At 51.3% G+C, this 18,917-nt stretch carries 20 protein-coding genes; 8 read left to right on the forward strand and 12 right to left on the reverse strand.

The annotated features are described in order from the left end of the window. Together QZ279_RS06800 and cysE are read left to right on the forward strand one after the other, a co-directional pair. Positions 1 to 385: hypothetical protein (locus QZ279_RS06800; protein ID WP_293449474.1), on the forward strand; the 385-nt coding region annotated here is incomplete at its 5' end. A gap of 119 nt (positions 386 to 504) precedes the next feature. Further along, positions 505 to 1,317 (forward strand): serine O-acetyltransferase, encoded by an 813-nt coding sequence (gene cysE, locus QZ279_RS06805; protein ID WP_293449475.1) that lies wholly within the window; start codon positions 505 to 507, stop codon positions 1,315 to 1,317. A gap of 53 nt (positions 1,318 to 1,370) precedes the next feature. On the opposite strand, the gene QZ279_RS06810 is transcribed toward cysE, so the two are convergent. From QZ279_RS06810 to mnmA, 6 genes are all read right to left on the reverse strand, one after another. After that, positions 1,371 to 2,630: a pyruvate dehydrogenase complex dihydrolipoamide acetyltransferase gene (locus tag QZ279_RS06810; protein ID WP_293449476.1), complete on the reverse strand. Its 1,260-nt coding sequence runs from the start codon at positions 2,628 to 2,630 to the stop codon at positions 1,371 to 1,373. Between the two features lie 12 nt (positions 2,631 to 2,642). Beyond that, a complete protein-coding gene (locus QZ279_RS06815; protein WP_293449477.1) occupies positions 2,643 to 4,004 on the reverse strand; it encodes a pyruvate dehydrogenase complex E1 component subunit beta in 1,362 nt (453 codons plus the stop codon). Positions 4,005 to 4,007: 3 nt separating this feature from the next. Beyond that, complete coding sequence (pdhA, locus tag QZ279_RS06820) at positions 4,008 to 5,009, reverse strand: pyruvate dehydrogenase (acetyl-transferring) E1 component subunit alpha (RefSeq protein ID WP_293449478.1); 1,002 nt, start codon at positions 5,007 to 5,009, stop codon at positions 4,008 to 4,010. Positions 5,010 to 5,121: 112 nt separating this feature from the next. Next, on the reverse strand, positions 5,122 to 5,421 hold the full coding sequence (locus QZ279_RS06825) for a septum formation initiator family protein (RefSeq protein WP_293449479.1): 300 nt from the start codon (positions 5,419 to 5,421) through the stop codon (positions 5,122 to 5,124). A gap of 147 nt (positions 5,422 to 5,568) precedes the next feature. After that, a complete protein-coding gene (locus tag QZ279_RS06830) occupies positions 5,569 to 6,564 on the reverse strand; it encodes an LLM class flavin-dependent oxidoreductase (RefSeq protein WP_293449511.1) in 996 nt (331 codons plus the stop codon). A 1-nt stretch (position 6,565) separates the two neighbouring features. Then, positions 6,566 to 7,711 (reverse strand): tRNA 2-thiouridine(34) synthase MnmA, encoded by a 1,146-nt coding sequence (mnmA, locus tag QZ279_RS06835; RefSeq protein ID WP_293449480.1) that lies wholly within the window; start codon positions 7,709 to 7,711, stop codon positions 6,566 to 6,568. Between the two features lie 181 nt (positions 7,712 to 7,892). Here mnmA and QZ279_RS06840 point away from each other — a divergent pair, with 181 nt between their 5' ends. The 5 genes from QZ279_RS06840 to QZ279_RS06860 all read left to right on the forward strand — a co-directional run bounded on the left by QZ279_RS06840 (position 7,893) and on the right by QZ279_RS06860 (position 13,478). After that, the gene (locus QZ279_RS06840; RefSeq protein ID WP_293449481.1) at positions 7,893 to 8,120 is read left to right on the forward strand and encodes a DUF1153 domain-containing protein; all 228 of its coding nucleotides are present in this window, start codon (positions 7,893 to 7,895) and stop codon (positions 8,118 to 8,120) included. Between the two features lie 87 nt (positions 8,121 to 8,207). Further along, entirely contained in the window at positions 8,208 to 8,924 is a 717-nt protein-coding gene (gene ctrA / locus QZ279_RS06845) for a response regulator transcription factor CtrA (RefSeq protein ID WP_293449483.1), read from the forward strand. Between the two features lie 115 nt (positions 8,925 to 9,039). Then, positions 9,040 to 11,160 (forward strand): NAD-dependent DNA ligase LigA, encoded by a 2,121-nt coding sequence (ligA, locus tag QZ279_RS06850; protein WP_293449485.1) that lies wholly within the window; start codon positions 9,040 to 9,042, stop codon positions 11,158 to 11,160. Beyond that, positions 11,157 to 13,247 (forward strand): ATP-dependent DNA helicase RecG, encoded by a 2,091-nt coding sequence (gene recG / locus QZ279_RS06855; RefSeq protein WP_293449513.1) that lies wholly within the window; start codon positions 11,157 to 11,159, stop codon positions 13,245 to 13,247. Before ligA ends, recG begins: the two co-directional genes overlap by 4 nt. A gap of 108 nt (positions 13,248 to 13,355) precedes the next feature. Then, entirely contained in the window at positions 13,356 to 13,478 is a 123-nt protein-coding gene (locus QZ279_RS06860) for a hypothetical protein (protein ID WP_293449487.1), read from the forward strand. Positions 13,479 to 13,676: 198 nt separating this feature from the next. Here QZ279_RS06860 and QZ279_RS06865 read toward each other — a convergent pair whose 3' ends face one another. Next, positions 13,677 to 14,120, reverse strand: coding sequence for an iron-sulfur cluster assembly scaffold protein (locus tag QZ279_RS06865; protein WP_293449489.1), 444 nt, complete (start codon positions 14,118 to 14,120; stop codon positions 13,677 to 13,679). A gap of 75 nt (positions 14,121 to 14,195) precedes the next feature. On the opposite strand from QZ279_RS06865, the gene hisI reads away from it, so the two are divergent. Beyond that, on the forward strand, positions 14,196 to 14,558 hold the full coding sequence (gene hisI / locus QZ279_RS06870) for a phosphoribosyl-AMP cyclohydrolase (RefSeq protein WP_293449491.1): 363 nt from the start codon (positions 14,196 to 14,198) through the stop codon (positions 14,556 to 14,558). Here the strand turns inward: hisI and gluQRS are convergent, their stop codons facing one another. The 5 genes from gluQRS to QZ279_RS06895 are packed head-to-tail and all read right to left on the reverse strand — an operon-like array spanning position 14,559 to position 18,746. Next, entirely contained in the window at positions 14,559 to 15,398 is an 840-nt protein-coding gene (gene gluQRS, locus QZ279_RS06875; protein ID WP_293449492.1) for a tRNA glutamyl-Q(34) synthetase GluQRS, read from the reverse strand. After that, positions 15,395 to 16,009, reverse strand: a complete 615-nt coding sequence (locus QZ279_RS06880; protein ID WP_293449494.1) for a methyltransferase domain-containing protein — start codon at positions 16,007 to 16,009, stop codon at positions 15,395 to 15,397. Before QZ279_RS06880 ends, gluQRS begins: the two co-directional genes overlap by 4 nt. Before the next feature lie 32 nt (positions 16,010 to 16,041). After that, positions 16,042 to 17,385 carry a methylenetetrahydrofolate--tRNA-(uracil(54)-C(5))-methyltransferase (FADH(2)-oxidizing) TrmFO gene (gene trmFO, locus QZ279_RS06885; RefSeq protein ID WP_293449495.1) on the reverse strand — a complete coding sequence of 448 codons (1,344 nt, stop codon included), beginning with the start codon at positions 17,383 to 17,385 and terminating at the stop codon, positions 16,042 to 16,044. 39 nt (positions 17,386 to 17,424) lie between these two features. After that, positions 17,425 to 17,589 (reverse strand): hypothetical protein, encoded by a 165-nt coding sequence (locus tag QZ279_RS06890; RefSeq protein ID WP_293449496.1) that lies wholly within the window; start codon positions 17,587 to 17,589, stop codon positions 17,425 to 17,427. Further along, the gene (locus tag QZ279_RS06895; protein WP_293449498.1) at positions 17,559 to 18,746 is read right to left on the reverse strand and encodes a cytochrome c peroxidase; all 1,188 of its coding nucleotides are present in this window, start codon (positions 18,744 to 18,746) and stop codon (positions 17,559 to 17,561) included. The genes QZ279_RS06890 and QZ279_RS06895 overlap by 31 nt, the downstream gene beginning before the upstream one ends. Positions 18,747 to 18,917: the final 171 nt, after the last annotated feature.

Below are 18,917 nucleotides of genomic sequence, written 5' to 3' on the forward strand. Positions count from 1 at the left end.
CGTTTGGCCGATGGCGCAACTGGTCTTTATGAAATGCGCATTGCCCAAGTTTCTGATCGCTTCGGTCCTGGGCTGTTTGCGCGACAAGTTGTTGGTTAATAACACAGCAAAAACAACATTGGCTGATCTTATTTTAGGTGTTCGCTATCTTTTGAAGTTTTCCAAAGGAGAGCGAACGATCAGGTCACAGGCCCTATTCGCGCAAACGAAAGAGGCGGCAACGTATTTGAAGAAGACAGGTAGCGCGCATCCTCTTTATGGGGACGGGACATTAACCGCGGTTGTGCTGCGTCATGGGTTGGGAGCAATGCCTTTGGATATGACACAAGACGTTTTGGATGCATTTCAGATTGTGCTCGGCGACCTTTCTCATCAACAAGAATGAACCTTTAACGCCGCCAAATCCAATCCATCGCACAATGCAATGTCATGGATCACCTCTTTGCATTTGTTCTTTCGGTCTTATCTGCGATAGAACGATTTGAATGAATGAGGAATGCTGACTTGGCACAGGCACAACAAGCAATGCGAAGCGTCGATCCGGTTTGGGAACGTATTTCGCTAGAAGCGGAAGACGCCGTCAAAAGTGAACCGCTTATGGGCGGATTGCTGCACGCATGTATTTTGCACCATGCCAGTCTGGAAAAGGCGTTGTCTTACAGATTTTCTGCCAAGTTGCAGTCCAATGAGATGAGCCAGATTATTCTGCGTGATATCGCAGACGAAGCCTATCTCGAAGATCCTTCAATCGTTGAATCTGCACGCGCTGATTTGATGGCGATCTATGATCGCGATCCGGCGTGCCATCGCCTATTGCAACCCTTGGTTTTTTTCAAAGGGTTTCAAGCGATCCAAGCCTACCGCATTGCGAATTGGCTTTGGGCAAAAGGGCGTATTGATTTGTCGTATTTCGTGCAAATGCGTGTGTCAGAGATATTTGGCGTTGATATTCATCCCGCAGCCAAGATTGGCAAAGGCATAATGATTGATCATGCACATTCGATTGTGATTGGTGAAACGGCTGTCGTTGGTGACAATGTCTCCATGCTACATTCGGTTACCTTGGGGGGCACGGGCAAGGAAGAAGAAGAGCGTCATCCAAAAATTGGAAATGGTGTTCTGATTGGCGCTGGCGCAAAAATTCTGGGAAACATCAAAGTAGGCCATTGCAGCCGCATCGCTGCGGGTTCAGTGGTCTTGGCTGAAGTACCGCCGTGTAAAACGGTTGCGGGCGTACCTGCTAAGATTGTGGGCGAAGCAGGCTGCGATCAGCCGTCAGTTTCTATGGACCAACTTATAAATTCAGCACCCAAATAGCGGGTGCTGGAATGCCTCCGGCGGAAGTTTTTTTGGAAAGATGAAGCCATTGATTAAGCGAGCATTGCCATTGGGTTTTCGAGATTGTCTTTGATTGCGCTAAGAAGCTCGGCCCCAAGAGCACCGTCGATGACGCGATGATCTACAGAGAGCGTCACTGACATCACGGTTGCAATCCCAAGGTTTCCATATTCAGTCACGATTGGCTTTTTGACACCAGCACCCACGGCCAAGATTGCGCCGTGCGGTGGATTAATCACGGCATCGAAATTATCGATCCCCATCATGCCCAGATTGGATATCGCAAAACTGCCACCAAGGTATTCATGCGGAGCAAGTTTGCGAGATCGGGCGCGTGTCGCAAGGTCTTTCATTTCTGATGAAAGTGATGAAAGCGACTTTGTTTCAGCATCTTGAAGAACTGGCGTGAACAATCCCCTTTCAATCGCAACAGCAACGGCAACATCAGACGCCTCCATCTGCAAAACACGATCACCTGCCCAAACCGCATTGGCCTGCGGGACCTGTTGTAGTGCCAGTGCGCAGGCTTTGATGATGAAGTCATTCACCGAGAGCTTCACATCGCGCTTTTCAAGTTGTTTGTTGATCTGACTGCGGAACTTCAACAACGCGTCCAGATGGATATCACGTCGTAGATAGAAATGTGGGATAGTTTGCTTTGCTTCTGTCAGACGCGCGGCGATAATTTTGCGCATGCCGTCGAGAGGTACTTCGGTATAGCTGCGACCCGCATAGAGTTTAGTGATGTCGTTAGGATCGGTTTGAACCGGCATTGCAACCGGTTGGCTTGCCTTTGGTTCTGAGGCAGTGACTGCACCGTGAGCGTTCTCAATATCTGCTTTCACAATGCGACCCTTTGGGCCAGAGCCGGTGATCAGACTTAGGTCAATGTCCTTATCCTGAGCAATGCGACGCGCCAAAGGCGATGCAAAAACGCGAGTGCCGTTTTTGATCGGAGCCGCTTCAATCGGCGCTGCGGATGACACCTTGGCCGCAGTGGGTTCGGGTGTTGCCGTAGCTTGTGGCACTATCTCTGCGCCAAGCTCTTCACCGTCTTCTAATAAAACCGCGATTGGGCTATTCACCTTCACAGCTGCCGTACCAGCCGCAACCAGCAGCTTGCCTATTACACCTTCGTCGACAGCTTCGAATTCCATCGTGGCTTTGTCAGTTTCAATCTCGGCCAGCAGATCGCCAGAGGCAACGGTATCGCCTTCCTTGACCAACCACTTCGCGAGCGTGCCTTCCTCCATCGTCGGGGACAGCGCGGGCATGAGAATTTCTAGTGCCATGGGGCGATCTCCTTAACGGTATGTGACTTTGTGCACGGCTTCGATGACATCGTCAGTGGTTGTCAACGCCAGCTTTTCTAGGTTCGCAGCATAGGGCATGGGAACGTCTTTACCTGTGCAGTTGATGACAGGCGCATCAAGATAGTCGAACGCCTCTTGCATCAAAACAGCAGAGATATGATTGCCAATAGAACCAACAGGCCAGCCTTCTTCAACTGTGATGCAGCGATTGGTTTTCTTGACGCTTTCAATCACGGTTTGTGTGTCCATTGGGCGCAAGGAGCGTAGATCAACAACTTCAGCCTCAATCCCGCTTTCCGCTAACTTTTCAGCAGCTTCCATGGCATAGCTCATCCCAATTCCAAAGCTCACGATTGTCACATCCGTACCGCTACGTGCGATCTTTGCTTTGCCGATTGGGACAGTGAAATCCTCCATCACGGGCACATCAAAAGAGCGGCCATACAGGATTTCGTTCTCAAGGAAGATCACAGGGTTCGGATCACGGATCGCTGACTTCATAAGACCTTTCGCATCAGACGCAGAGTACGGCATCACGACCTTCAAACCTGGAATATGTGCATACCAAGCCGCGTAATCTTGCGAATGCTGTGCACCGACACGCGCGGCGGCACCATTTGGTCCACGAAACACCATAGGTGCGCCCATCTGACCGCCCGACATATAGAGCGTTTTTGCAGCAGAATTTATAATTTGATCAATAGCTTGCATCGCGAAGTTAAATGTCATGAACTCCACGATCGGTTTCAATCCACCGAATGCTGCACCAACCGCGATACCCGTAAACCCATGTTCCGTGATCGGTGTGTCCATCACGCGTTTAGAGCCAAATTCATCTAGCATGCCTTGGGATATCTTATAAGCGCCTTGGTATTCGCCCACTTCTTCACCCATCAAAAACACATCCTCGTCGCGTCGCATTTCTTCGGACATGGCATCGCGCAACGCTTCGCGCACGGTTTGTTTCTTAAGCTCGGTGCCTTCAGGCCAATCGGGTTCGGGCGCAGTCCATTCAACAGCGCTTGGCGCCTCAACGGGTGCTGCAACTTGTGCTGGAATGCTCGCGGCAGCCGCTTTAGGCGCAGCAACAACTGCGTCATCCGGGCTTTCACCGTCTTCCAACATCAACGCAATCGTGGTGTTTACCGCCACACCAGCGCTGCCCTCAGGCACAAGGATCTTGCCGATCACACCTTCATCGACGGCTTCAAATTCCATCGTGGCCTTGTCGGTTTCGATTTCGGCAAGGATATCACCAGAGGCAACTGTGTCGCCTTCTTTAACCAGCCATTTGGCAAGCGTGCCTTCTTCCATGGTGGGCGATAAGGCGGGCATTAGGATCTCAATTGCCATGATTTATAACTCCGCCTCAGCATATATGTCGGTCCAAAGTTCGGACAGGTCAGGCAAGGGGCTTTCCTTGGCAAAATTTGCCGAGGCGTTCACGACCTTTTTGATGTCCTTGTCTATCGCCTTCAGATCGTCCTCTGTCGCGTGTTTGCCCGTCAAAAGCATATCACGGACTTGTTCGATCGGATCACGCTCATCACGCATTTTCCGCACCTCTTCACGTGTGCGATATTTCGCAGGGTCCGACATGGAATGACCACGATAGCGATAGGTTTTGATCTCTAAAATATAGGGGCCTTTGCCAGAACGACAGTGTTTAACCGCGCGCTCGCCTGCGTCTTTCACGGCCAATACATCCATGCCGTCCACCGCTTCACCGGGAATGCCGAAGGCTTCACCACGTTTATAGATGTCTTGCGAAGAGGTCGATCGCCCTTGGGCCGTGCCCATCGCATATTGGTTATTCTCAATCACAAAAATGCAGGGCAAATCCCAAAGCGCGGCCATATTGAAGGTCTCGTAAACCTGTCCTTGGTTCGCAGCCCCATCCCCGAAATAGGTGAAGGTCACGCGCCCATTGCCCTTGTATTTATCCGCGAAGGCCAAACCTGCGCCCAAAGGAACTTGGGCTGCAACAATGCCGTGGCCACCGTAAAAATGCTTCTCTTTCGAGAACATGTGCATGGAGCCGCCTTTACCCTTTGAATATCCATCCTGCCGGCCTGTCAGTTCGGCCATCACGCCATTGGCATCCATACCGCAGGCTAGCATATGACCGTGATCGCGGTAAGACGTGATGCGCTTATCGCTTTCCTCTGCTGCGGCTTCTAGACCGACAACAACCGCTTCTTGGCCGATATAGAGATGGCAAAAACCACCAATCAAACCCATCCCATAAAGCTGGCCTGCCTTTTCTTCAAAGCGGCGGATCAAGAGCATATCTTTGTAATAACTGAGCAATTCCTCAGCAGACACGTTAGACTTTGGATTTGATTTTCGCGCGGCCATGTGCAGTGTATCCTCCCAGAAACAGAGATTGGTTTAGCGTTAAACTAAAGCTTAGCGCAGGAGAGATTGTCTGACTAGAGGGAAGTGTACTTGAGCAATACAGCGCTTAAATTTAGCGAACAACAACCTCGTCAGCGCGCAGTAGGCCCAGAACATCGCGCGCTTGTTGATCCAGCAGATCAAGATCGAGATAGGTGTCAGACAGACGCTTGGTCAGGTTTTCCATTGCTGCGACTTCACCTTGCAACTGGGTCAGTTGTAGATCCAAGTCACGCGCCCCAACTGTAATCTCAGCACGTCGGAACACACCGTAGTCGCCTTGGACAGCCGCAAACGTGAAATACGTCGCAAGGCTGAAGGCCACTGCGAAATAGATCAAAGCGCCAAGCGCTGGTTTTGCGGTTTTTGTCATACTGCCCTCAAAAACGACTCTTGCGGTCGCTGTTCAATCTATGTGCCATGAAGGTTTGATGCAGGTCAGCTCTTTTTCCCCTAGCTAGACAACTGTGCAGACAGGTGTGTGATGAAAGGCACAATTACGGGAATGAGTAATGCGCAGTTAGGGCTTCACCAAGTCCTTCAAAACATCCGCTGCCAATTGAAACGAGCGCACGCGCGAAGCGTGATCATGAATCATACCTGTCACCATAATTTCATCAGGCTTATACCGTTTGATGATCTCTTCGAGACGGCTGTGCACCACTTGCGGCGTTCCTGTTGCCGACACTAACAGCGCATGGTTCACGCTCTGCATAACTTGGGCAGGGATCATGCTGGCCACATCTTGAACAGGCTTGGGCAAGGGACCGGGTTTGCCTGTCCGCAAACGCGCAAAGGCAAGGATCTGGGACGAGCGCAGAAAATCTGCCTCTTCTTTTGTCGGTGCAACGCACACGCCCGCAGCCAGCATTGCATGGGGTTTGTCTAAAACGGCAGAGGGCTGAAACGTGCTGCGATAAGCATACAGTGCTTCTTCCAATAGATCAGGCGCGAAATGCGACGCAAACGCATAAGGCAGACCAAGATACGCCGCCAATTGCGCGCCGTACATGCTTGATCCAAGGATCCAAACTGGCACATTCATTCCCTGACCGGGGATCGCGCGCACGGGCGCGCTGTCATCTCCATCGGCCAAGTAACCCATTAATTCCTGCACATCTTGGGGAAAACTGTCCTCTGGTGCCATATGGCGGCGCAACGCGCGCGCTGTTGCCATGTCAGAGCCGGGCGCGCGCCCAAGCCCCAGATCAATGCGATCAGGATACAACGTCGCAAGCGTGCCAAATTGTTCTGCAATCACCAAAGGCGCATGATTGGGAAGCATAATACCACCAGCTCCAACACGAATAGTCTTCGTGGCAGCCGCTACCTGCGCAATCACAAGCGATGTCGCCGCACTCGCAATACCAGGCATATTGTGATGCTCGGCCAGCCAATAGCGTTTGTATCCTGCATCATCCGCCGCTTGGGCCAAAGACACAGTGTTCAGGATCGCATCACGGGCGGTCTTGCCCTCAGGAATAGGCGATAGATCAAGTAGGGAAAACGCGTCCATCTTAGTATCCGCGCCAAATCCAGCCGCCGCCAAAGATGCGCGAACTCTCGGTATCATAAAACACACAAGCCTGACCGGGGGACACGCCGTCCTCTGGAGTTAGCAATTCAACCGTGGCTTCAGTATCAGAAATCGGACGAATAATCGCAGGACGCGGTGGGCGGGTTGAGCGCACACGCACCAAAACATGCCATTCTTCTTGCGACGACATTGGTTCATCCCCAAGCCAGTTTATCTCACGCACAGGAATAGTGCGCGTGCTCAACATCTTTTTCGGCCCAACGATCACATGTTTCAAATCAACATCCAAACGCAGCACATACAACGGCGTTTCCAGCCCCCCAATGCCCAAACCTCGGCGCTGACCAATCGTATAATGGATCACGCCGTTATGCTGAGCCAGAACGTTGCCCTCAGTATCAACGATATCACCAGCCTCAGCAGAACCAGGCCGCAGTTTTTCAATCACCGCCGCGTAGTCGCCATTTGGCACAAAACAGATATCTTGGCTGTCGGGCTTGTCGGCAACGCTTAATCCATATTTCTCCGCCAACGCGCGCGTCGCATCCTTGGAGGGCAGGTGGCCTAATGGGAAACGCAAGTAGTCCAACTGCTCTTGCTTGGTTGAGAACAGGAAATAACTTTGATCGCGGCCCGCGTCCGCCGCGGAATGCAGTTCAGCCTTTTCAGGCCCCATCATACGTTGAATGTAGTGACCCGTTGCCATGCAATCCGCATCCAAGTCCTTCGCGGTCTCCAATAGATCTTTGAATTTCACACGTTCATTACAACGGATACAGGGAACTGGTGTTGCACCGGCCAAATAACTGTCCGCAAACTCATCAATTACCGCGTCCTTAAACGTGTTCTCATAATCGAGCACATAGTGAGGGAAACCCATTTCTTCGGCCACGCGGCGTGCATCATGAATATCGCGACCAGCGCAACATGCACCTTTCTTGGCCAAAGCAGCACCATGATCATAAAGCTGCAAGGTCACACCGACCACATCATAACCCTCAGATGCCAATTGCGCGGCCACAACCGAACTATCCACACCACCCGACATTGCAACAACAACGCGCGTCTCGGACGTGGGCTTTGCAAAGCCGAGGCTATTCAATGGGACAGTATGATCCAGCGCCATAGCGACAACTCCTTAGAAGAAACTAAATAGATATAGGAAAATCCTACACACTCTCAAGGGGGACGTTTCACATCGCTTTAAGAGGTTGGGGGTAAAAAGGCCATAAGTAGAAACGAGGCGATAAGATGTATCTCAAAAAATCGACGGCCCACGTGCGGTCACACTGCCAAATGGCAAGGTGATGAGCCGCGCTGACCTTCCTGACAAACACACGACTCGCTGGGTGGCATCGCGCAAAGCGGCTGTCGTGCGCGGCGTCAGTTATGGGTTGATCACCCAAAGTGACGCGTTGGAACGGTATTCAATTAGCGAAGAAGAATTCAAGCAATGGGTGCAAGCGGTCGCAACGCACGGTGAAAAAAGCGCTAATAACAACTTGCGCTCAAGTATATATACAATCTTAAGTTGATTTTGTTACATTTTCCTAATTGAGGTAACGTAAGTTAACCATTTTCGCTCAATTTGAAGTTGAAGCACAGCTAAACGGAGTGACCCCATGCGCGTACTGTTGGTCGAGGACGATTCTACGACATCGAAAAGCATCGATATGATGTTAACCCATGCAAATCTAAACGTTTACACAACATCGTTTGGTGAAGAAGGAATCGATTTAGCAAAACTATATGATTACGATTTGATTCTTCTCGATTTGAATTTGCCCGATATGAACGGCCACGAGGTTTTGCGCCAATTGCGTCTTGCACGGGTTGAAACACCCATTTTGATCTTATCGGGTTCCGATGACACCGAAAACAAGATCAAAGGTTTTGGTTTCGGAGCAGATGATTATCTCACAAAACCTTTCCATCGCGACGAATTGATTGCCCGTATTCACGCGATTATTCGCATCTCCAAAGGGCATTCGCAGTCGATCATCCATACCGGAAAAATAGCGGTGAACCTTTATGCAAAAACTGTCGAAGTCGACAACACAACGGTTCACTTGACCGGCAAAGAATACCAAATGCTTGAATTGCTTTCCCTTCGCAAGGGAACGACACTGACGAAAGAAATGTTCCTCAACCACCTGTATGGCGGAATGGACGAACCCGAACTCAAAATCATTGACGTTTTCATTTGCAAACTGCGCAAGAAACTTTGCGAAGCTACTGCTGAAGCCAGCTATATTGAAACAGTTTGGGGGTGTGGATATGTCCTACGGGATCCCGTTGCAGTACCGCAAATCGAAACAAAGATGGCGGTTGCAGGCTAAACCGTAAATTTGAATTTGAACGCCAATTGAAATTAACCGCGCGCGTGTTCCCTTCCTCTGGACGCGCGCGCGTCGCCCCCCTATCACTGATCTATCATCAGGTAGGCAAGCGCGCATGACACAGACCGACATCAAAGATTTAACGCTAGATGCTGCGCGCTCCGAATTAGCCGATCTTGCCAATAAACTCTCAAATGCCAATTCAAAGTACCATGGCGATGACGCGCCAAATTTGGATGACGCGACATATGACGCCTTGAAGCGCCGTAATACGGCCATTGAGGACCGTTTTCCCCAACTTAAACGCAAAGACAGCCCGAGCGATCAGATTGGGACGTCAGCCCAAGATGGCTTTGGAAAAATAACACATGCTCAGCGCATGATGTCGCTTGGCAATGCTTTCACCGAAGAGGACGTTACGGACTTCGTGCAAGGCATTCGTAAATTCTTGGGGCTCGCGCCTGAAACACCACTCGCCTTCACTGCAGAACCAAAGATCGACGGTCTTTCGTTATCTCTTCGTTACGAAAACGGTAAACTCATTCACGCCGCAACACGCGGGGATGGCACGACTGGCGAAGATGTTCTCGCAAATGCACTTACAATTGGCGATGTCCCACACAAGCTTCAAAATGCTCCCGACCTTTTGGAAGTCCGCGGTGAAGTTTACATGAGCCACGAACATTTTGAGGCTTTAAATACACGTCAAACAGAACGTGGCGGCAAAACTTTCGCAAACCCGCGCAATGCCGCGGCAGGGTCTTTGCGCCAACTGGATGCAGAGATAACAAAGTCCCGTCCATTGCGCTTTTTCGCATATGCATGGGGTGTTTTGTCTGAACCACTCGCAGATACGCAATCCGCATCTATTGAACGCCTCAGCGCGCTTGGCTTCCAAACCAACTCACTGACAAAACGTTTTGAGAACGCGATAGAATTGGTCGAACACTACAAAAGCATCGAACAACAGCGCGCTGATCTGGGATACGACATTGATGGCGTCGTGTATAAAGTCGATGATTTAGCCTATCAAACGCGGCTCGGATTTCGCGCAACCACACCGCGTTGGGCCATTGCGCATAAATTCCCCGCCGAATTAGCTTGGACACATCTTGAAGCAATTGATATTCAAGTCGGCCGCACGGGCGCGTTAAGTCCTGTTGCACGCTTGACCCCCGTGACTGTCGGTGGCGTCGTCGTGTCTAATGCGACCTTGCACAATGAAGATTACATCCGAGGGCGCGACAATACTGGCGATGATATCCGAGAAGGGCGCGATATTCGCATCGGTGATTGGGTCCAGATTTATCGCGCAGGCGACGTAATCCCGAAGATCAAAGATGTAGACCTGTCAAAACGACCAAAGGATAGCGTCGCATTCGACTTCCCTAAAACCTGTCCAGAGTGCCAAAGTGCAGCGTCCCGCGAAGAGGGTGATGCGGTCAGGCGATGTTCAGGGGGATTAATCTGCCCAGCACAAGCCGTTGAACGCCTCAAGCATTTCGTGTCGCGCGGCGCTGTTGACATCGAAGGTTTGGGGGCAAAACAAGTCGAGATGTTCTACCACGATCCAATGCTGTCAATTCGCGAACCGTCCGATATTTTCACGCTCAAACGCCGCGATGCGGCGCAGCTGACAAAATTGAAAAACCGTGATGGATGGGGATCAAAAAGTGCCGAAAAACTGTTTGACGCCATCGATGAGCGCCGAAATATTAGCTTCGCGCGCGTGCTCTATGCACTCGGATTGCGTCACGTCGGATCACAAAGCGCATCCCTTATCGCGCGCCACTACGGATCTTGGTCAAAGTTCATCGATGCGATGGAGAACGCTAAAGGTATGGAGGGCGCGCAATGGGATGAACTCATGTCCATCGATGGCGTCGGCACGGTGATGGCGACATCGCTTGTGACCAGCTTCAAGCAAGAGTCTGAGCGCGCATCGATCCAAAGGCTAACCGACGAATTAAACATTGAAGACGCACAAGCCCCCGACCAAACCAGCCCCGCTGCAGGTAAAATCGTTGTGTTCACAGGAACCTTAGAAAAAATGAGCCGCGCAGAAGCCAAAGCGCGTGCCGAAACACTTGGTGCCAAAGTGTCGGGGTCCGTTTCAGCCAAAACCGATATTCTTGTTGCAGGCCCCGGTGCGGGATCAAAAGCTAAAAAGGCGGCTGATCTTGGGATCAAAACTTTGGATGAAGACGAATGGCTGGAGTTGATCGCAGGATTATGAGCGGGCGTCCAGAAATCCTTTTCCCTTTGTTTGCGGCTCTAACCGCGCTTGATGGCGTGGGCCCAAAAACGGCCCTGAACATGGCAGGGCTTGGCGTCGAAAAGCCCCGTGATTTGTTGTTTTTGCTTCCATTTTCTGGAATTGACCGCACACTCAAAGACAGCGTTCAGGGGGCGGATCTGCCCAACACATTGACTGTTGAGGTTGAAGTCGGCCAGCATCGTCCACCACGCAACAAAGGGGGGGCCTATCGCATTGATGTAATTGATGCACAAATTGCATTCCAACTGGTCTATTTTCATGCACGCGGTGACTATCTAAGCAAACTGTTACCAACAGGCCAACGCCGTGTTGTTTCTGGTAGGGTCGAACTTTTCGATGGGTTGGCTCAAATGGTGCACCCGGATCATGTCGTACAACTGTCTGACGCAGATCAAGTTCCCAGTTTTGAACCCGTTTATCCCCTAACTGCGGGCGTGACGCAAAAGCCCTTGAGCAAATCAATTGCTAGCGCTTTGAAGCGCATGCCAGAGCTGGATGAATGGATCGACCCTACACAGAAGTTGCAAAAGAATTGGCCTGATTGGCACACGGCTGTGCAAGCGGTGCATGCGCCTAACTCAATGATGGACCTTGCACCAACCGCGCCTGCGCGTGAACGGTTGGCCTATGATGAATTTATGGCACATCAGCTCACTTTGGCCCTTGCGCGCGCGAACCGTCGTCGTGCGCAAGGAATGGAAAGCCATGGAACAGGCCTCTTTCGCAACAGAGTGTTAAAGGCGTTGCCGTATAAACCAACCGGCGCGCAGCTACGATCAATCGACGAAATTACGGCAGATATGGCCAGTCCGCATAGGATGAACCGTTTGCTGCAAGGGGATGTTGGGTCTGGCAAAACGCTTGTGGCGTTCATGGCGTTGCTAACTGCTGTAGAGGCTGGTGGGCAGGGCGTTATGATGGCCCCCACTGAGATATTAGCGCGCCAGCATCTTGAGGGGTTGCAACCTTTGGCTGAAGAAGCCGGGGTTGTGCTTGAACTGTTAACGGGTCGCGACAAAGGCCGCGAGCGCGTGGCCAAGTTATCTGCGCTTCAGGACGGCAAAATTCAGATACTTGTCGGCACCCACGCGGTGTTTCAGCAAGACGTCAAATTTTCTGACCTGCGTTTGGCAATTGTTGATGAGCAGCACCGTTTTGGCGTGCGTCAACGCCTTGAGCTGGGCAAAAAGGGCGAGAACGCGGATGTGCTGGTAATGACGGCCACGCCGATCCCACGCAGTTTGGCCTTGGCGCAATACGGGGACATGGATGTGTCAGTGCTAGACGAAAAACCAGCAGGGCGCCAACCGATCAAAACGGCGCTTATTTCTGATGAACGCGTACACGAAGTTGTGAAACACCTGCGCAAAGCCATTGCTGAGGGACGCCAGGCCTATTGGGTTTGTCCTTTGGTCGGCGAAAGCGAAGTGTCCGACTTGATCGCGGCCGAAGAGCGCTTTAAAACCTTACGTGCGTTGCTTGGCGAAGACGTTGTGCGCCTTGTTCATGGGCAAATGCCCAATGCGGAAAAAGATGCTGGAATGGCCGATTTCGTGGCAGGTCGTGCGCAAGTGCTTGTGGCCACGACTGTGATCGAAGTGGGTGTGAACATTCCCAACGCGACAATCATGGTGATCGAGCGCGCAGAAAGTTTTGGTCTTGCCCAGCTTCATCAGCTGCGTGGACGGGTCGGGCGCGGCAGTGCGGCCTCGACCTGTTTACTTATGTACAAGGCCCCTTTGTCTGAGAACGGGCAGAAACGCCTGACTGTTTTGCGCGAAACCGAGGACGGATTTGTGATTTCAGAAACTGATCTGCAAATGCGCGGCGCAGGTGATCTGATAGGCACTGCGCAATCTGGCCTGCCTCGGTTCCGTGTTGCAGACATGGAAACCCAAACCGCTTTGATGGATGTGGCACAAAGCGATGCCCGTAAATTGCTTCATGACGACCCGGACCTGACCAGTGCACGCGGAACAGCCGCGCGTGTTCTTCTTTGGCTCATGGAACAGGATCAAGCAATTCGTTTAATATCAGTAGGTTAACAATAATATTAACGTTTTGTTCTTTTTTGTTCCACTTTGTTCTTTACAGATACCTCCAAAAATGAGAACAAAGGTGCAACAAATAAAAGACTGAGCAGGAGCAAAACGATGATGGATCAAATCAAAAAAGCAATCGCCCGCGCTGACCGCACACTTGTGCACGATGCCATTGGTGCCGTCTCTTTGATTACCATCTTCATGGTTGCCCTGCACATTCCTGGCTTTGTCTGATTACTCTTTTTGCCTCGTGATTTCGCGCCGACCGCCACGCATCCTGCCCCAACTTAGATGCTGACTTAACACTCCTGTCCTAACTAAAGTGTTGTCCTTAACAGAGCTTTGCCTAGCTCTTTCACGGCGAACATCGGGTCCCACGCGAAAGCACTTTACCTTGCGCCGCCATCCTTTCCCGGATGTGCGGCGTTTTTTTTATTCGGCTTGAAATTGCGCGATGGCCTCACATGTTGCTTCAATGGAGAGCAAAATTGACGCATGTCGGTTCTTGTAAGCCGAGGCTGGTAGGAATACTTCAAATCCCTCGAAAGGGGCATCAGGAATTACGCCACTCCCTTTTAGTAAATCACGCAGTTGATCGCGGGCGCGCACCGCTTGCTCGTATGTGCATCCTATGATCGCACCACCAACGACTGACGCTGCTGCTTGACCTAATGCACAGGCTTTTACGTCTTGGCCAAACGCACTGACACACCCATCTACAATGCTCACGTCAACGGTCACGGTAGACCCGCACAAAGGTGAGCGCTTTTTCACGCTCGCATCCGCAGAATCCAAACGTTCCGCATAAGGAATATCTGCAGCCAGCGCCAAAATGCGCCCTGAGTAGAGCTTGATAAGATCAGTTTCGCCTGACATGAGTTTATGCGCTTTCACCATTGTGCTTTGAGAGTTAGATAGGCGGCACGCCGCGCATTTCAAAGGAGTAGCACGATGAGTTTTGATCCCGCAACGCTGACTTTCAATGAGGCCGGTCTCATTCCTGTAATCGCGCAAGCAGAGGGCACAGGCGACGTGCTGATGATGGCATGGATGAATGCAGACGCAGTGCAGCGCACGATTGATACACGCAAGGTGACGTACTGGTCCCGTTCCCGCGCCGCGTTTTGGGTGAAAGGCGAAACCTCTGGCAACGTGCAAAAACTGGTTGATTTGCGGATGGATTGCGACAAAGATTGCTTGCTCGCGATCGTTCGCCAGACCGGACCTGCCTGCCATACCAATCGTATGAATTGTTTTTATACGTCTATTTCAGAGGGTTCTGAAATAGAGCTCATGTCACCAGAGGTGTCTTGATTAGAGGCCAACCATCTTTCTGATGTCATCCGGCGTAAACCCATCCTTGCGAAACTTCGATATCGCGCGGGCATCATCGCGCTTGGCAAGGCGGACACCGTTTTGATCGCGAATAAGCCGATGGTGGGTATAAGACGGTGTGTTTAGCTCTAAAAGGCGTTGTAACAGCACATGAATAAACGTGGCGTCGCGTAGATCTTCGCCACGTATGACCTGTGTGATCTGCTGGTCTGCATCATCGACGACAATAGACAGGTGGTAGGATGCTGCCATATCTTTTCGTGAAAGAATTACATCCCCAATTTCTGCGATCATATTTTGAGCCGATTTAGAGTATTCGACATCACCTTCATGAAGTTTAATACACTTAATATCAATATGTTGAAGGGCATTTCTCATGTCTAACCTTATAGGCGTGTCATTGGGCATCGCGGAAATGTCCAATCCTCGACATGTTCCAGAATAAACAAGCCCATCTGGCCCTATCAAGGGCGCGCCTTCCTGAGGGGCATTTGCGGCAGCTTTGATATCAGCGCGCGTACAGGTGCAAGAATAAAGGAGTCCCATATCCCAAAGGGTCTGCAATGTCGTCCGATACCGCTCAGAACGTGCGTGCTGGGACCAGATTTCACCGTCCCAAGTGATGCCAAGCCATATCAGATCATCCTTGATCTGTTCCGCCCATGCAGGTCGCGCACGGCTTTGGTCAATATCGTCCATACGTAAATAGAAAGCACCACCAGATGCGCGCGCCTGATCATGCGCAAGCAACGCTGAATACGCATGCCCCAGATGCAAAGGACCTGTGGGGCTTGGCGCGAAACGGGTTTTAAATATCACGTCTTTTCAAGTACATAAACTTTGGACTTCATGTTAATACCAGGCAAATGATCCCCGTACTCCTCAGACAAAAGGGACGCAACACCGGCTTCAATCGCAGCGGTTATACGCCCTTCAAAAGCAGGGTTTTTCAATGTGCTATCATTAAAGGACAATACGAATTTACCCCCAGAAGCAAGCGCACCTAAAAGCAGATCAAACACTTCTACAGGTGCCGCGCCAGCCCCGATAACGCCTATCGCAGCGATCGCTGAATAATCACCCTTTGGAACAAGAAATTCCGCGTCAGGGTCAGACAGTAAAAGCGAACGATACAGGCCTTTTTCAGCCGCCAAATCAAGCATACTCTTGGTCAAATCTATACCGTCTATGGTTTTAAAGCCCACGAGCGATAAGGCCAATCCCGACAACCCTGTACCACAGCCAAAATCCAAAACAGGAGCGGTGAGATCAGAAGTAACAGCGCGCAATGCCTCGGCACAGCGTTTTGGTGTTGCATAGCCATTCTCGCTGACCTCAGAGTCATAGCTTTCGGCCCATTTTTCATACATTTCGCGCGTCGCATCAACACCCGTTGTATCATAGGCCTTATCAAGGAATGTTTCAGTCATAAGAACAGGCTAACGAGCAGTTCTTTGCCTGTCTAGCCTTGCGGTGCAAGCCAAGCATTCCACGCTTCTTTTGCGCGATCTGTATAGGCCTTGTAGCGATCCACGCGCCCACGACGCCCACCTTTGAGACCGTCAACAGGGCGGAACAGACCAAAGTTTACGTTCATCGGCTGAAATGTCTTTGCATCGGCACCGCCTGTGATGTGATGTACCAAGGCACCTGTTGCCGTATCTTGGGGCAGATCAGGTAGGTCCACGCCTTTGATTTCAGCCGCGGCAAGACGACCTGCGAGCAGACCCATAGCGGCGCTTTCCACATAGCCTTCAACACCCGTGATCTGACCGGCAAACCGAATGTGGGGCTGTGACTTCAGACGCATTTGTGCGTCTAGTAACGTTGGTGAATTCAGGAATGTGTTGCGATGAATACCACCAAGACGCGCAAAACTTGCACCCTCAAGGCCGGGAATAGACTTGAAAACATCAGCTTGCGCACCATACTTCATCTTTGTTTGAAAACCTACAATGTTGTATAGTGTCCCAAGTGCATTATCACGACGTAGCTGAACGACGGCATATGCTTTGACGTCGGGTTGATGCGGGTTGGTCAAACCGACAGGCTTCATCGGGCCAAAACGCAATGTTTCGCGACCGCGCTCAGCCATCACTTCGATTGGCAGGCATCCGTCGAAATACTTGGCGGTCTCGCCCTCGTGAAATTCAGCTTTGTCAGCCTCTAAAAGCGCGTCGATGAAACCCTCGTACTGCGCTTTATCCATGGGACAATTAAGGTAGGCGGTGCGCTCTTCCTCGGTTTCGCCTTTGTCATAGCGCGATTGCATCCATGCTTTGCTCATGTCGATGCTGTCCGCGTAGATGATCGGCGCGATGGCATCAAAGAAGGCCAGCGCGTCTTGGCTCGTTTCAGCCGCAATCGCTTCGCCCAAAGCAGAGGACGTCAAAGGGCCGGTGGCGATGATCCAATGACCATCTTTCGGCAGTTCTGAAATTTCGTCATAATCTACGGTGATCAAAGGATGCGCATTGATACGTGCGGTCACACCTGCAGCAAAGGCTTCGCGATCAACAGCCAAGGCACCACCCGCAGGCAATCGATGTTCACCAGCCGTTTCCATGATGAGCCCGCCAGCTTGACGCATTTCCCAGTGAAGCAGGCCGACAGCATTCTGTTCGTGATCGTCAGAGCGGAACGAATTCGAACACACCATTTCGGCCAGATTGCCAGACTTATGCGCAAAGGTTTCAACCTTTGGACGCATCTCATGAATGACAACGGGGACGCCAAGATTGGCCGCTTGCCATGCTGCTTCTGACCCAGCGAGACCGCCGCCGATGATGTGTAGTGTTTTATCCATGCCGCGCATGTAGGTCAGCGCAGCAGGATTAGCAAACTTTTAACTTGGGTCTGATATCGGATCGAGAGGTAATTCAGACGGAACGCGATCCGGCACACCCAAACGCCCATTGCGGCTAATCGGATCCTCAAGGGCATGAAGGAAGGACATCAATTGACTGATCTCAAGCTCGTTTAGATCAACCGGCTTAATCTCTGCGGCCATGGCGATGCGCAGCACTTCGGCCAGATCGTCCATCGACTCCCAATCCTTGGCGGCTTCACCGATCTCATGCAGCGCAGCTTGACGGCGATCATAATTGCCAAGCCCCTCGAAGGGATCAGGTGGTGGCGCACCATGGCCTCTAGGTCCGTATAAGCGCCATTATGGCCGTAAGGAGCGCTCAACGTAACGTTGCGCAAGCTCGGGGTGCGGAAGCGGTATTTGTCTTCGTCCAAACCGGAAATCATGCCACGCCCTGTGTCCGCGTAAGCATCATCTTTGCCCGGGCCAAACTGGGGCAGGCCGATTGCATGGAATCCATGATCGGTTTGAAACTTGCCAGAATGACAGGATGCGCAATTGCCCTTGCCATAAAACAATTCCATCCCCGCCATCTGATCGGCCCTAAGCGCGTCTGCTTTACCGTTCAGATATTGATCAAACGGACTATCCGTCGCACGGAATTCATATGTGATAAACTGGGACAGCGCGTCGCCGATATCGGTGATATGCAGGGGCGTGCCCTGACCAATGATCCAATCAAAGGCCATGCGATATTCTTCAATCGCTTCAACCTTCGCTGTGATCTGCTGCCATGCACCGTTCGGTCCATGAATTTCTTCTGCTTCAATCGCGTCTGCAATCGGATTCTCACCGGGGTGACCCGCCATTTCATCATGAATTAGAATTGGCAAAATGTTCTGCGCTGCGAGTGCTGTGTTCCGGGGACGTTCCAGCGTACGACCTTCAGGCATTTTGATCCCGTACATCGCGTCGCGATCACGCATGACACGACCATCATGGAACATCACGCTGAATTCACGTGCCCCAAGGTTGAAAAGCGCAGGCGCGTTGCGAGGAATACGATCTTTTATTTCATTGCCATTATCCACTTCACGCATCCGACCAAGGCCAAGACCACCTTCGCCAATGGACAGCGACATTGCATCCCCTGTTCCAAGAGCAGGGTGATGGCACGTGGCACAAGCAATATTGTCGTTGCCAGAGAGCACGGGATCATAAAACAACTGACGACCAATAGAGACGATTTCAGTATCAAGCGTCGGAAAATCAGACGGTAAAATAGGGTTAGGCAAGTCAGATGCAGCAGAAATACCTGCAAACGATGTCAAAATAGCAGTCGTAATAAGAAGACGCATGGGGAACACCTTTGAGATCAAAATAGAGCGCGCTAAAAATACTCACGCAGATGTGATCAAAGTGCAAAGTTATCCACAGCGGCGCAAACGATGCTTTGGAAACAATTGATGCAGATTTGGAAACGTAGGACGATAATCGTGGTTAACGTCAACAAACGTTATGGTTAACGT

Source organism: Planktotalea sp. (assembly GCF_018607965.1).
Classification (GTDB): Bacteria; Pseudomonadota; Alphaproteobacteria; order Rhodobacterales; family Rhodobacteraceae; genus Planktotalea.